Source organism: Pseudorhodoplanes sp., assembly GCF_050250235.1.
Lineage (GTDB): Bacteria > Pseudomonadota > Alphaproteobacteria > Rhizobiales > Xanthobacteraceae > Pseudorhodoplanes.
Window position 1 is genome coordinate 37261 of record NZ_JBFWPA010000048.1, and the last position, 14087, is coordinate 51347.

The window sequence follows — 14087 nt, forward strand, 5'->3', positions numbered from 1 at the left end:
CCGCTGCGAGACATGGCCTAGCCTGCCGCCGCGTCCTGGTCCGCCTTCATCGCGATCCGCAGCGGCTTCGGAATCGGCTTCGCCCGCCCGCCCGAGATGAAGGCGACCCGCACATCGGCCTGCACCAGCAATTCGTCGCCGCGCATTACCCGCTGGCGGATGGTGACGGACGCGCCCTTCACCTCGTTCGGCTCGCTGACGACGGTGAGGATATCATCCATCTTCGCAGGCTTCAGGAAATCGAGCGTCATCGCGCGTACCACGAAGGCGAAGCCCGGCGCCTCCTGCTCCGTCTGCTCGAACAGCACGCGGTGATCGGCGCCGATCAGACGCAGATAATTGGTGCGCCCGCGTTCCATGTAGCGCAGGTAATTGGCGTGATAGACGATGCCGGTAAAGTCGGTGTCCTCGTAATAGACGCGCACGATAAGGGTGTGGCGCCCGTCACGCAATTCGCCGTCGAGAGGGATGGAGGTCATGGAAGGATAGACCGGCCTTGTTCGTCTTATCGGGTCTGACGCTGGCCCGCCTGCTCAACGATCGGATCGACCCGGTAGAGAGCGCCCTCCGCGGCATCGGTGATCACGTAGACTAGTCCGTCCGGTCCGATCCGTACATCGCGGATACGTCCGAGCTCTTCATGCAGCAGGCGCGTCTCTCGCCACCGCTCGCCGTCGCCGTCGCGTTCGAGCCGCAGCAACGCCTGTCCGGCCAGCGTTCCGACCCAAAAAATCGGCGTGGTCCCGCCTCCGTCGATCGCCAGCCCGGACGGCGCCTGTGCGGGCGGCTCGCCAAAAACATGCGCCGGCTGCTGCATCCCTTCCTTGGCCCTGCCCTCTCCGACCGGCTTGCCGTCATAACCGATGCCATGGCTGATGACCGGCCAACCGTAATTGCGTCCACGCTCGATCAGATTCAGTTCGTCGCCACCCATCGGCCCGTGCTCAACCGCGTAGAGGTGACCACGCTCCTCGTCGAAGGCGAGGCCCTGCGAGACCCGATGGCCGTAGCTCCAGATTTCCGGCTTTACGTCCTTGCGGCCGTAGAACGGATTATCCGGCGGCACGCTGCCGTCGGTGCGAATCCGAATGACCGTGCCGAGATGATCATCGAGACGTTGCGCGCGCTCCTGTTCCCAGCGGTCACCGACGGTAAGAAACAAGTGACCGTCCAGCGTGATTGCAATGCGACCGCCATATTGCTCGTCCCTCGCAGAGGCGCTGCTTTCGAAGATGACTGTCTTCGCCATCAGGCTCGCATTGTCATGGCTCAATCGCGCGCGCGCGACCCGCACCGTCGATCGCCGCTCGTTGCCGTAGGCATAGGAAAAATAGATCAGCCGGCTCCGGCTAAAGTCGGGATCGACGGCGACATCAAGGAGCCCCGCCAGCCCGCCGTTAAAAATCGCCGGTGCGCCTTTGACTTCGCGCGCAGTCCCGTCCGGGCGAACGTGCTGCAGCCGGCCGACCCGCTCGGTCAGCAAGAGCGAGCGATCGGGCAGGAAGGCGATCGACCACGGGAACTCGAACGTGCCGCCGATCCGCACGGCCTCATATTCGACCGATTCCGTTTCGGTATCGTCTGGAACGGGGCTCGTACGGGCGAAGCCCTCGACCGGAATCAGCAAAGGTGCGCCGGCAATCGCCATGGCGGTCGCAAGCCGCACAATTCCGCGCCACGCGTTCGAAGTTCCTGCAAGCAGCATGAGTTCCCCGCATCGAAGTGTTGCGACCGCATAAACGCCGAAGCGCGCCGATGCTTGCACTCAATTGGCTGCATGCGACAATTCGTGGCAATCCGATGTGAACGCGAGATGGCAGGCGCGAGGTTCAATCCTCCTGGCCGAACAACCCGAATTGTGCCGGATCGCGCGCCGGTTCGGCAAGGCCGAGATGGCGGAAGGCATGCCCGGTCAAGAGCCGGCCGCGCGGGGTGCGCTGCACGAAGCCCTTCTGGATCAGGAACGGCTCGATGATGTCCTCGATCGCATCGCGCGGTTCCGACAACGCGGCGGCAATCGTCTCGACGCCGACGGGTCCGCCTCCATAGTTGAGCGCGATTGTGCTGAGATAGCGGCGGTCCATCGCATCGAGCCCGGCGCCGTCGACTTCCAGCGCGCGCAGTGCCGTGTCGGCGACCGCGCGATCAATGGCGGCATTGCCCTGCACATCGGCGAAGTCGCGCAGCCGCCGCAGCAGGCGGCCGGCAATCCGCGGGGTGCCGCGCGCGCGCCGCGCGATCTCGTTCGCTCCATCCTTGGTGATGGCGACGCCAAGCACGCGGGCGCCGCGCGTCACGATCTGTTCCAGTTCGGCCTCGGTGTAAAAATCGAGTCGCACCGGAATGCCGAAACGGTCACGCAGCGGATTGGTGAGCAGCCCCGCGCGCGTGGTGGCGCCGACCAAAGTGAATTTCGACAACTCGATCTTCACCGAGCGCGCGGCCGGCCCCTCGCCGATGATCAGGTCGAGCTGGAAATCCTCCATCGCCGGATAGAGGATTTCCTCGACCTGCGGATTGAGCCGGTGGATCTCGTCAATGAAGAGGACGTCGCGCTCCTCGAGATTGGTGAGCAGCGCAGCGAGGTCGCCGGCCTTCGAGATCACCGGACCGGAGGTTGCGCGGAAATTGACGCCGAGTTCGCGCGCGACGATCTGCGCCAGCGTGGTCTTGCCGAGACCCGGGGGGCCGACGAACAGCACATGGTCGAGCGCCTCGCCCCGCGCCCGCGCCGCCTTGATGAAGATTTCGAGATTGGCGCGCGCCTTTTCCTGCCCGATGAATTCGCCGAGCTTCTGCGGACGCAGCGAGGCTTCGGCAAGATCGTCGTCGCGGCGCTCCGGCGTGAGAAGGCGAGATGTGGTCATCGCGTAGCTCTCAAAGTTCTGATCGCGCTAGCAAGCAGCCAGCAGGCTGTCATCGCAGCGACGGACGGAATCAGAAGTCTCAGAGACCCAGTCAAGGCGCGTTCGATGGACATACGCATGCCACCCTGAAAGTAGAAAAATCCGGCCAGTATGATTGGAGGAAGAGCCGCCGACACAAGCGCGCTGAGAAAACCAGCGTATTTGAACACTAGTCCGATGACGACAAAGATCACGACTGCAGGGACAGCAATTTGGAGCCCGAGAAGATACGCCCAGAACCAGGCCGTTCCGTCAGTAAGGACAGTCACAGGCAGCGCCTTGTAAGCCGGCGAATTCAGCAGCCACTCATAGCCAATCAACGCGACGAAACCGACAGCGGGTCCAACCATAAAGCAAAGCGAGATGAACGGCGACCGGAAGAAACCTGCTTCGTTGGTGTCGAACCGCGAAGTCGTCACTTCTTGCCCCGCCAGTATTTGTTCGGCAGCAATTCGGAGATCGACATCACCGACGGCTCCGGACCGTTCGGCACGATCACCCGCGCCTTCGGATCGTAGTCATGGATCAGTTCGCGGCAGGAGCCGCAGGGCGACACCACCTTGATGGTCTGGTCCTCCTCATGCGGACGCGGATGGCGGACCGCGACGATGGTATCGATGCCCTGGTCGCCGGCCTCGGTGATCGAGCGGCCGATCGTGATCGCCTCGGCGCACACCGCCATGCGCCCGAGATAGGCGTCGATATTGACCCCGGTGATGATGCGGCCGTCGCGCCTGCGCATGGCGGCGCCGACCTCCTGCCACTCATTGCGATAGCGCGTCTTGATCGCCTCGCTCGCGGCGGCGATCAGATCGCTGTCTTCCTTGCTCAAACTCGACACGCCAGCACCTTTGAATCCCTGCGCGCTATTTCGATAATTCCTTCAGCCCGAGGCGGATCAGCTTCGCAGTATCCGCGCCCTCACCCGCATCGCGCGCCGCCGTCGCAATCGCCGCCGCCGCCTGCGGCTGACCATAGCCCAGATTGACCAGAGCCGAGACCGCATCCCGGCTCGGCCCGGGCGCGCGGCCCTCATCCATGTCTGCCGACAGCCGGACCACCGCCGGGTCCAGATCGGTGAAGGCCGGCGTCTTGTCCTTCAGTTCGGTGACGATGCGCTCGGCGACTTTCGCACCGACGCCCGGCGTCCGCGAAATAGCGGCCTTGTCGCGCAGGGTGATCGCATTCGCAAGCTCGGACGGGCGCAGCGTCGACAGCACCGCGAGTGCGACCTTTGCCCCAACCCCCTGCACGGTCTGCAGCAGCCGGAACCATTCCCGTTCCAGATCGCTGGCGAAGCCGAACAGACGGATCTGGTCCTCGCGGACATGGGTCTCGATCGACAGCGTGGCAGGCTCGCCCGCAGCCGGCAGCGATTGCAGCGTGCGCGCAGAGCAATGCACCTGATAGCCGACGCCATGGACGTCGACGATCACGTAATCTTCACCGTAGGAATCGATGACACCTTTGAGCTTGCCAATCATCGCCGGATCGGTTGCGAATCGTGTTGCAGCATTAAAGCATGGATTCCCTGGCCCCTGAGGACGGTTTCAATGACCGATTTCGCAGCCCTTTTCAAAGACCAATGGTCGAAGCTCGATCCCGACACCGCGGCGGTGCTCAACCGGATTTATGGCGGCGCGGATGGCGAGACGCCGATTTTCATGCGCAGCCCCGAAGGCGCCCGCGAACTGATCGACCGGCTGCTGCCGTTTTACGTTTCCGCCGGGGCACCCGCAATTGCGCATATCGAACAGCGCAAGATTGCGGCGGCGAGCGGAGATATCCGTATCCGGCTCTACGATCCGGGCACATCCGCGCCCGCGCCGGCGATCGTGTTCCTGCACGGCGGCGGCTTCGTGGTCTGCGACATCGACGTCTATGATGGCGTGGCACGCCAGCTTGCGAAGCGGTCCGGCATGCGGATCGTAAGCGTGGATTACGGGCTCGCCCCCGAACATCCGTTCCCGGCCCCGCTCCATGACTGTATTGCGGCGATCCGCTGGGTGGCTGCGAATGGTGCGGACTGGGGCATCGACCCGAAGCGCATCGCGGTTGCGGGCGACTCGGCCGGCGCCAATCTCGCGCTCGCCGCAACCATTGCTTTGCGCGATGCCGGGGATTCTCCCGTGCGCGGTACCGCCTGCTTCTATGGCTGCTACGCGCCGGACCTGAACACGGAGTCTGAGAAGGATTATGGCGGCGGCCCCTATCTGATCATGGCCCCCGAGATGGCCTGGTACTGGAATCACTATCTATCCGGAAGGCAGGACCGCACCAACCCGCTGGCGGCCCCGCTCTATGCCGACCTCGCCGGACTGCCTCCACTGTTCGTCACCGCGAGCGAATACGATCCGCTGCGCAATGATTCCGAACTGCTGGTGGAGAAGCTGAAGGCGGCGGGCGCGGATTTCGAATTCCGGCTGTGGCCCGGCACCGTACATGCCTGCGTCAACCTGATGGGCTGGATTCGCGCCATGAGCCCGCGTGTGGATGAGGTCTGCGCATTCCTGAATCGGGTGACGACAAAGGCCTGAACCAAACCGGACTCCGCGCGTTACGACCTTCGTTTTCCAGGCAGGATGACATGGTCACAACCGGACGGGATCTGCGCACGGGCCGTTCAATCTGGGAGGGCCGCCGCGCCGTCAGGGTCCGGCACGCACCGTTGCGCAAGGACATGACGACCGACGTCCTGATCGCCGGCGCCGGCATTACCGGCGCGATGATCGCCGACGCATTGGCCGAGGCCGGGCTCGCCGTGACGATCGTGGACCGCAGGGACGATCCGGTGAAGGGATCGACGGTCGCATCGACCGCGCTGGTACAATACGAGATCGACACGCCGCTCTCCATGCTCTCGCGCAAGATCGGCAAGGCCGATGCGATGCGGGCCTGGCGACGCTCACGTCTTGCGGTTGATGCCGTCGCGGCGCGTTTGGCCGATTTGCAATTGCCCGATGTGGTCCGCCGCGACAGCCTCTATCTCGCCGGCAATGAGCTCGACGCGGACGGGCTGGCGCGCGAGCAGGCTGCGCGGCGCGCGATCGGATTGCCGGACCGCCTCCTGTCCCGCAAGGAGTTGAAGACGCGCTTCGGAATTTCCCGGGCCGCAGCACTGCTCGGCTACGACAATCTCGTCATCGATCCCCGCAAGGCGGCGCATGCGCTGCTGGCATCGGCGGTCGGGAATGGCGCGCGCATATTCGCACCGGTCTCAATCGACCATCTCGACTGCCATTCGCGCAGCGTGACGGCGCATACCGACACCGGCCACACGATCCGGTGTCGCCATCTCGTATTGGCGACCGGCTACGAGGTTCCAAAGAGCGTGCCGGCGCGCGGCCACAAGATCATTTCCACTTATGCGATCGCGACCGTGACGCAACCAAAACGGCTGTGGCCCGAGCAATGCATGATCTGGGAAGCTTCCGATCCCTATCTCTATCTGCGCACGACGCCGGACGGACGCATTATCTGCGGCGGTGAGGACGAAGACTTCGTCGACGAGGACAAGCGCGACAAGCTACTCGCGCGCAAGACCCGCACGCTACAGCGAAAGCTCGGCAAGCTGATCCCTGGGGCCTCGACCGAAATCGACTTCGCCTGGGCCGGCTCTTTTGGGCAAACCGATACCGGATTGCCGATCATCGGCGAAATCCCAAAGATGCCGAATTGTTTCGCCGCTCTGGGTTATGGCGGCAACGGCATCACCTATTCGCGTATTGCCGCCGATGTGATCGCGGGAATGGTGGCCGGTCGCCCAGATTGCGATGCCGACCTGTACCGGTTCAGCTAGCCGCTACGATTTTCAGCATCGCGCTCCGACGGTGATGCGCATGGGTGACCGCGATCGCGAGCGCGTCGGCGGCGTCCTCGGTGCGCGGATCGGCCTTCGGCAGCAATACGCCGATCATCATGCGAATCTGCGACTTCTCGGCATGACCCGCGCCGACAACGGTCTTTTTCACCAGGTTGGGTGCGTATTCGGCGACCTTGAGCCCTGCCCGCGCCGGGATCAGCATGGCGATGCCGCGCGCCTGGCCGAGTTTCAGGGTCGAGGCACCATCCCGATTGACGAACGTGGCCTCCACCGCAGCCTCGTCCGGCGCGAACCGCTCGACGACGCGCAGCAATCCGTCGTGAATGGCGACCAGCCGCGCCGAGAGTTCGGTGCGCTCCTGCGTCTCCACCGATCCGCACGCAACGAATAGCAGCCGATTGCCCTCGCACTCGATCACGCCCCAGCCTGTGCGGCGGAGCCCGGGATCGATGCCAAGAATGCGAATCGTTCGCTGCATGCCGCGTGATTGATAGCACGGATGCATGGAAGGCCCGCGCCGGTGGACGTCGCTCCGTGGCCGTTCGCCTGATATGAGGCCGGCGCAGCCGGACCCCGCATGTGAGCAGCTTTTCCGCAACCGTCGCGAGCCTTGTCGCCGATCCGCGTTTTGCCGCGGCGGTCGGCGTCGCGCTGATCGCGGGCCTTGTGCGCGGCTTTTCCGGATTCGGCTCGGCGCTGATCTATGTCCCCCTGGTCGCTGCGATCTACGAGCCGCGAATCGCGGCGCTGACCCTGCTGATCATCGACTTTGTCGCAAGCGCCCCGTTCACGGTGCCGCTGACCCGGCAATGCAACTGGCGCGAAGTGGCGCCGGTGTCGATTGCCGCCATCTGCACCATTCCGGTCGGCGTTGCAGCGCTCGAGTATCTCGATCCCGTCACCCTGCGCTGGTTCATCGCCATTCTGGTCGTGACGCTGCTGCTCGCGCTCGCTTCCGGCTGGCGCTATCGCGCACGGCCGAAGCTGCCGGTTTCGGTGGGAGTAGGCCTCGTCGCAGGCGTCGGAGCAGGCGCGGCGCAGATCGCGGGGCCGGCCGCAATCATCTACTGGCTCGGCGGCCCGAACTCCGCCCATGTCATCCGCGCGAATCTCATGGTCTATTTCGCGATCCTCGCGATCGTGTCAGCGGCCGCCTATTATGCACGTGGATTGTTCACCACGGACGTGCTGGTTCTGTCGCTGCTGCTCGGTCCGGTCTTCATCGTGGCGCTGGCGCTCGGCGCCTACCTGTTTCGCGGTGCGTCCGACCAATCCTATCGCCGCGTATCCTATGTCATCATCGCGCTGTCGGCTCTTGTGAGTCTGCCGCTGTTTGACGAAGTGTTCCGCTAGGCCCGAAGTCCGCCCGCTCGCGCAGCCATGAGGCGGCGACGCCGAACACCAGACCCCAGAACGGCGCGCCGATCAGGAAGATCGGCACATCGGCGACCGTCACCAGAAAGCAGACCAGCGCGCCGAAGCTGAATTTTTCGCGGAAGGAAGCCTGGAACGCCGTCTGCAGGATCGGCAGCATGGCAAGGCCGGCCAGCGTCGCAATGAAGGCGGGCGGTGTTGCAAGCAGCAGGCGGGTGAAGAACGGCGCCATCAGACCGAAGGCGATCGAGACCAGACCGAAGAAGATCGCGCTGGAATATTGCCGGGGCTTATCCCCCGAACCGGACAGGATCGCGTTGACCGGGCCGGTGAGGCAGGTCGAGACGGCGCCGAACAATCCGGTCAGGATCGAGCCGACGCCGCAGCCAAAGGCGATCGCGTTGGTCGGCGGCCTGTGTCCGTTCGCGGTCAGGACGCCGATGCCTTGCCCGTTCTGGACGACGAGCACCGTGATCGCGAGCGGGACGACGAGTTCCACCATGGCCGCCCATGAGAATTGCGGCACGAACAGCTTCGGTTCGGCGAAGCTGAAAATCGCACCAGCGGGCGCGTTGAAATTGCCGAGCCACCACACCGCGGCGGCGCCCGCGATCAAGGCGCCGATCAGGGGCGGCAGCAGGCGCGCCACGACAGGCACGATCGACAGCAGCACAAATGCCGCCGTCATCGGCGCCGCAATCAGGAAGCCGTCGCGGAAAGCGAAAATCAGATCCACGCCGAACCGCAGGAACACGCCCGCGACCATCGCCATCACGATCGGCATCGGCACCATTTCCATCGCGCGGCGCACGAACCCGGTCAGGCCGAGAACCAGCATCAGCAGCCCGGTGGCGAGGAAGGCACCGATCACTTCCGGGAACGTCATGTGGGTCAGCGCGGGTCCGACCAGCACGGTGCCCGGAATGCTCCACAGAAACACGAGCGGTTGGCGATAGAGCACCGAAAACACGATCGTGATCAGCGCGTTGATCAGGAACGCGGCGAAGATCCAGGACGCGATATCGGCCTCCGGCAATCCGCCCCGCGACCCGACCGAAAGGACGATCGCAAGCGGACCCGTCGACGAGAACAGGAATGCGACGATGGCATTGGAGAAATAGAGCGGCCCGAAATCGGACCACGGCCGGCGCGGCAGCGGCAGGGCCGGCTTTTCAAGCGGCATTACGGTGTCCCGAATGCAGGGCGATCGACCCAGCCGCCCGAGCGGCTGACCGGCCATTTCATCACGCGCTCATCTTCGACATGAGCTGCTCGGACACTTCGAAATTGGCGTAGACGTTCTGCACGTCGTCGCTTTCCTCCAATGCCTCGATCATGCGCAACAGCTTCTCGCCCTGTTCGTCATTGACCGCGAGCGTGTTCTGCGGCTTCCAGACCAGCGCCGACTTGCGCGGCTCCCCGTATTTCGCCTCCAGCGACCTGGAAACCTCGGCAAGCGAATCCTGAGCGGTATAGATTTCATGCCCGCTTTCGCTCGAGGCGACATCCTCCGCACCGGCCTCGATCGCGGCCTCCAGCATCTCATCCGCGCTTGCCACCTTGGCGTCGAACTCCACGACGCCGACGCGGTCGAACATGAACGAGACCGCCCCGGTTTCCGCCATGTTGCCGCCGTTCTTGGTGAAGGCGGCGCGCACATCGCCCGCGGTGCGGTTCCTGTTGTCGGTCAGCACCTCGACGATCACGGCGACACCGCCCGGCCCATAGCCTTCGTAGCGCACCTCGTCGTAATTCTCGGAATCGCCGGCCTGACTCTTCTTGATCGCGCGCTCGATATTGTCCTTCGGCATGTTTTCGGCGCGCGCCGCGATGATTGCGGCGCGCAGACGCGGATTGAAATTCGGGTCCGGCAGACCGAGTTTCGCCGCCACCGTGATTTCGCGGCCGAGCCTGGAGAATATCTTGGAGCGGATTTTGTCCTGCCGCCCCTTGCGGTGCATGATGTTCTTGAACTGGGAATGACCTGCCATGGACCCGGACCGCAAATTCGATTGACGCGGGCGGGTTATAGGCCGGCTGGCGAGTCCATCACAAGCCCGTCATTTCAGGTGGTAGGGACGTTTTGAATTTGGCTCGAAGCGAGGGTCGACGCGGCGCGAACCGGGACCGCGACCCTGAATTTGACCCGGCTCCCGGGCGCGCGCGGAACGGTGCGGGACCTACAGCACCGTTTGCATCGGCGCCGGGAAGTAGCGATAGGCATCGCCATGTCTGGCAACATAGCCGAGCCCCGGCCAGGGGAAGTGATAGGACACGAACGGGAGCCGGTCGGTCGCCAGCATGTCGAATGTCCTGAGACGGCTCGCCACGCCCTGCGCGCCGTCGGTATCGTAGGAAAAGGCCGCGCGCGGCTGCTGCATCGACACGATGTGATGGTGCGCAACATCGCCGGTATTGACCAGCGTCTTGCCACCGGACGTGATCGCGAAGGCCAGATGTCCGACCGTATGACCGGGCGTCGCGATGGCACGGATTCCCGGCACCACTTCCTGCCCGTCCGTGACGAAGGCGATGCGCTCGCGATTCGGGATCAGATGCCGGCGGGTTCCGCCGACCAGGGCTTTCATCATGTCCCCCATCGCGGCCTTGCCTTCGTCGGTCCAGAAATCGAAATCGGCCTGCGACAGAGCGATCTGCGCGTTCGGGAAATTCGGTTTCCCATCGGTTGCCATCAATCCCCAGCAATGGTCGGGATGCGCGTGCGTGAGCGCGACCACGTCGATCTCCTTCGGATCGATCCCGGCCGCCCGCAGGTTGGCGATCAAGCGTCCGCTCTTCGGACCGAACATGGTCGATCCGCCGTCACCGGTATCGAACAGAACCAGCTTTTCTCCGGTATTCACCACGACCACGTTCTGATCCATCTCGACGGCATCGGAGGGCAGGTAATTGTCGTGCAGTATCTTGGTGAAGTCCGCCTTCGAGATGCCCGCAAAGATATTGTCCTGGAGCGCGCCGAGACCCAGCGGACCGTCCGAAACCACGGTGACCTCGAACGACCCCAGTTTGTAGCGGTAATAGGCGGGCGCCTGCGTGTTCAGCATCGGCGCCTTCGCCAACGCCGTGCCATGTGGAAGAACCGCCGCGGCGAGCGTGGAAAGACCCGCGATCGCCGACCGCCGGGTAATCGTGTGCGATATCATATGCTGCGATCCCTGCTGGCGCCAATTGGCTGGCGCCGACTGATGCCATTGAGCGAGCGGACGCGTCAATTATGTGACGGTGATATCACGCGACATCTCGGGCAAATGCGGCGACCGTCATGATCCGGAAACGACAGCAATGTCAGGGCCTGTCGCCCCCGGCCGCGCCGCCACCGAGCCAGGCGTCGTTCTCCATGACGATCCGGCACGGGTCGGCGGACTTGTAGCGATCCTCGCACGCCTTGAGGGCCGCCTTGCGGGCGACATCGAGCGAGCCCGCGCCGAATTGCGTGAAGTGATGTTTGCCGTCCGCGGTCTGGGCCATCACCTTGTAGGTCGGGGCGGCGAGATAGCGGTCGAGGAAGCCGCGCTGGCGGCTTTCCAGCCGCAGCAACTTCATCAGGTCGGCGATGTGATCGCGGCGAGCGGCGGGCAAGCCGTGGAAGCGCAGAAATGCGTCCATCTCCATCAGCCATTGCAGCTTGCCGGCAGCGGCGTTGAAAAGGCTGTGCCCGTCCTTGCCGAATTTCGGGTACATCACGAGCTTGATATCGCCGCCGCCATCGAGAAAGACCGTTTGCAGGCGTTCGACCAGTTCCGGACCGAAGAAACTGTCATTCCTCGCATAGATCCAGAGATTGGGAATCCGGCTGACCAGGCCGAAGTCGCGAAAGGCATTCACCAGGACGTCTTCCTTCGGACAATCGGGCATGCGCAGCCCGCCCGAAATGCTGATGACGCCTCGCAGATTCTTCGGGTTACGCGCCGCGAGCGCCACGACGGCGGCGCCCCCCGCCGATACGCCGATCGCGATGGCGCGGGACGGGTCGGCATCCGGGCGCCTGGTCACCGCGGTCAGAGCGCCCTCGAGGTCGTCGGCATCGGCCGCAAATCGGTCCGCGAAGCTCGTGGTGCTGCACGACACCGCCGCGGCCATTGGTCCGTCGGACTGACCGAAGCCGCGCCGCATGACGACGACCGCGAGCCAGCCGCGCCGCGCAAGGTCGCGAGCCGGTCCGATATAATCGGACGCCTTGCTTTCCAGCATGTCGGTCAGATGAGACGACTTGCCGTGCGTGATCAGCGCGACCGGCAGTTTCCTGCCGGCAAGATCGGACCGCTTCACGATCAGTCCTTCGAGCCGGACGCTGCGGTTCTCGAGCGTCGCGCGGAAGAACACCCGTTCCACTGCGAACTCTTCCGCGGCTGCCTGCGCCAAAGCCGCAGGCGCAAGCAGAGCAAGACCGAACAAGGCGATTGCGACTGCCGTGAGACTTCGCAAGGCGCGAAGACGCAGCGGCAGTCGCGGATTGTGGTCAACACGCATCGGTTCGCATCCGGACAGAGACAGGTTAGAGGTTCCGACCGTCTGCGGCCAGCATGAACGGCAACTTATTGAACCGCCCGATCGGCCGGGCCGGCAGCCACCCGCTCGGGAACGGTCGGGCCAACCCAGGTGTCGTTCTCCATCACCACCTTGCAAGGCTGCGCGGACTTGTGACGCTCCTGGCAGGTCTTCAGCAGGGCGCCGCGAGCCAGTTCGAGCGACGAGGCACCATATTGAGTCATGTAGTCGTTGCCGTCGGGGGTCTGCACCATCACCTTGGAGGTCGGCGCCGCCAGATACTGGTCGATGAAGGCGGCGTGGCGCGGCTCAAGCTTCGTCAGCTTCAGCAATTCGGCGATCTGATCTCGCCGGGTGGCCGGCAGATCGTGAAAGCGCAGGAAGCCGTCCATTTCCATGAGCCAGCGCAGGCGGCCGTTCGGGTCGCCGAAAATTTCGTGGCCGTCCTTGCCGAACTTGTCATACATGACGAGCTTCACGTCGCCGCCGCCGTCGAGATAGGCCGACTGCATGCGCTCGACGAGGCTGGGATTGAACAGGCTGTCATTCTTCGCGTAGATCCAGATGCTCGGCACCCGGCCGGTCGACCCGTAATCCTTGAAGGCACTGACCAGCGCCTCGTCCTTCGGGCAGGAAGGTGTCTGCAAGCCGCCGGAGACGTTGATCACCCCGCGCAGGTTCTTGGGATTGCGGGCCGCAAGCGCCATCACCGCGGCGCCGCCGGCCGACACACCAATCGCGATCGCGCGTTCCGGATCCGCATCCGGCCGCCGGGACGCAAGCTCCAGCGCTCCCTGCAAATCGTCGGCATCTGCCGTGAAGAGATCGTTGAAAGACTTGCTCTCGCAAGTCATGTTGACCGGCATCGGTCCATCCGATTGGCCAAAGCCGCGCCGGATCACAACGACCGACAGATAGCCGCGGCGCGCAAGATCGCGCGCATACGGCGTGTAGTCGCTCGCGCGCAGCGCCAGCATGTCGGCGAGGTTCGCGGACTTGCCGTGGGTGATCAGTGCGATCGGCAACCGGCCCGTCAGATCGGCGCGCTTCAGCACGAAGCCTTCGAGCCGGACGGACTTTCCGTCGATGGTGGTGCGGAAGAAAGTGCGCTCGCTGACGAATTCGTCGGCGGCGGTCTGTGCCTGGGAAGGCGTGACCACAGTGAGAGCCAGCAGGCACCCCGAAAAGATGGCGCCGGCAGCGGTACGGATCGAGCGTTGACCAATCGTGCGCATGGCGGCGCGTCCCTGTGCGCCGCTGCCCCCGACCCGACCGTGGGGTCCGGATTACGCCTGAAGCCAGAAGCGCGGCAGGGCTTCCTCCAGGCGCGCGCCAAGCCGGACAGCAGCCACACGCGTGGCCAGCCCGGATGCGTCTTCGGTCTCGATCGCCAGGCCACACAGGGTCGCGGGACCCGTTGCGGCCTCGAACTTGGTCGCAGGAATTCGTCGCAGGAAGCGCGACACAGGTTCGTC

The 14087-nt window shown here is 64.2% G+C and carries 15 protein-coding genes and 1 pseudogene; 3 read left to right on the forward strand and 13 right to left on the reverse strand.

The features are described from left to right. Positions 1-17: 17 nt before the first annotated feature. The 6 genes from ybgC to ruvA form a co-directional block, all read right to left on the reverse strand. Complete coding sequence (ybgC, locus tag AB7F49_RS20300) at positions 18-479, reverse strand: tol-pal system-associated acyl-CoA thioesterase (protein ID WP_428525644.1); 462 nt, start codon at positions 477-479, stop codon at positions 18-20. 26 nt (positions 480-505) lie between these two features. Next, positions 506-1705, reverse strand: coding sequence for a PQQ-dependent sugar dehydrogenase (locus AB7F49_RS20305; RefSeq protein ID WP_428525646.1), 1200 nt, complete (start codon positions 1703-1705; stop codon positions 506-508). Positions 1706-1829: 124 nt separating this feature from the next. After that, positions 1830-2867: a Holliday junction branch migration DNA helicase RuvB gene (ruvB, locus tag AB7F49_RS20310; protein WP_428525648.1), complete on the reverse strand. Its 1038-nt coding sequence runs from the start codon at positions 2865-2867 to the stop codon at positions 1830-1832. Next, positions 2864-3325 carry a hypothetical protein gene (locus AB7F49_RS20315; protein ID WP_428525650.1) on the reverse strand — a complete coding sequence of 154 codons (462 nt, stop codon included), beginning with the start codon at positions 3323-3325 and terminating at the stop codon, positions 2864-2866. The genes ruvB and AB7F49_RS20315 overlap by 4 nt, the downstream gene beginning before the upstream one ends. After that, entirely contained in the window at positions 3322-3738 is a 417-nt protein-coding gene (locus AB7F49_RS20320; protein ID WP_428525652.1) for a cytidine deaminase, read from the reverse strand. The genes AB7F49_RS20315 and AB7F49_RS20320 overlap by 4 nt, the downstream gene beginning before the upstream one ends. A gap of 34 nt (positions 3739-3772) precedes the next feature. Then, positions 3773-4390 (reverse strand): Holliday junction branch migration protein RuvA, encoded by a 618-nt coding sequence (gene ruvA / locus AB7F49_RS20325; RefSeq protein WP_428525654.1) that lies wholly within the window; start codon positions 4388-4390, stop codon positions 3773-3775. Positions 4391-4459: 69 nt separating this feature from the next. On the opposite strand from ruvA, the gene AB7F49_RS20330 reads away from it, so the two are divergent. Beyond that, positions 4460-5443, forward strand: coding sequence for an alpha/beta hydrolase (locus AB7F49_RS20330; RefSeq protein ID WP_428525656.1), 984 nt, complete (start codon positions 4460-4462; stop codon positions 5441-5443). A gap of 50 nt (positions 5444-5493) precedes the next feature. Continuing rightward, complete coding sequence (locus tag AB7F49_RS20335) at positions 5494-6705, forward strand: NAD(P)/FAD-dependent oxidoreductase (RefSeq protein ID WP_428525657.1); 1212 nt, start codon at positions 5494-5496, stop codon at positions 6703-6705. On the opposite strand, the gene ruvC is transcribed toward AB7F49_RS20335, so the two are convergent. Continuing rightward, on the reverse strand, positions 6698-7207 hold the full coding sequence (gene ruvC, locus AB7F49_RS20340) for a crossover junction endodeoxyribonuclease RuvC (protein ID WP_428525659.1): 510 nt from the start codon (positions 7205-7207) through the stop codon (positions 6698-6700). The genes AB7F49_RS20335 and ruvC overlap by 8 nt on opposite strands. Before the next feature lie 101 nt (positions 7208-7308). Here ruvC and AB7F49_RS20345 point away from each other — a divergent pair, with 101 nt between their 5' ends. Then, positions 7309-8082: a sulfite exporter TauE/SafE family protein gene (locus AB7F49_RS20345; protein WP_428525661.1), complete on the forward strand. Its 774-nt coding sequence runs from the start codon at positions 7309-7311 to the stop codon at positions 8080-8082. On the opposite strand, the gene AB7F49_RS20350 is transcribed toward AB7F49_RS20345, so the two are convergent. From AB7F49_RS20350 to AB7F49_RS20375, 6 genes and pseudogenes are all read right to left on the reverse strand, one after another. Further along, on the reverse strand, positions 8027-9286 hold the full coding sequence (locus AB7F49_RS20350; protein WP_428525663.1) for a benzoate/H(+) symporter BenE family transporter: 1260 nt from the start codon (positions 9284-9286) through the stop codon (positions 8027-8029). The two genes, AB7F49_RS20345 and AB7F49_RS20350, sit on opposite strands and share 56 nt — an antisense overlap. Positions 9287-9347: 61 nt before the next feature. Then, on the reverse strand, positions 9348-10094 hold the full coding sequence (locus AB7F49_RS20355) for a YebC/PmpR family DNA-binding transcriptional regulator (RefSeq protein ID WP_428525665.1): 747 nt from the start codon (positions 10092-10094) through the stop codon (positions 9348-9350). Between the two features lie 189 nt (positions 10095-10283). Next, positions 10284-11267, reverse strand: a complete 984-nt coding sequence (locus AB7F49_RS20360) for an MBL fold metallo-hydrolase (protein ID WP_428525667.1) — start codon at positions 11265-11267, stop codon at positions 10284-10286. Positions 11268-11409: 142 nt separating this feature from the next. Next, complete coding sequence (locus AB7F49_RS20365) at positions 11410-12594, reverse strand: dienelactone hydrolase family protein (RefSeq protein WP_428525669.1); 1185 nt, start codon at positions 12592-12594, stop codon at positions 11410-11412. 65 nt (positions 12595-12659) lie between these two features. Then, positions 12660-13847: an alpha/beta hydrolase family protein gene (locus AB7F49_RS20370; protein ID WP_428525671.1), complete on the reverse strand. Its 1188-nt coding sequence runs from the start codon at positions 13845-13847 to the stop codon at positions 12660-12662. Positions 13848-13898: 51 nt separating this feature from the next. Then, positions 13899-14087: pseudogene (locus AB7F49_RS20375) on the reverse strand (metallophosphoesterase); the annotation flags it as partial.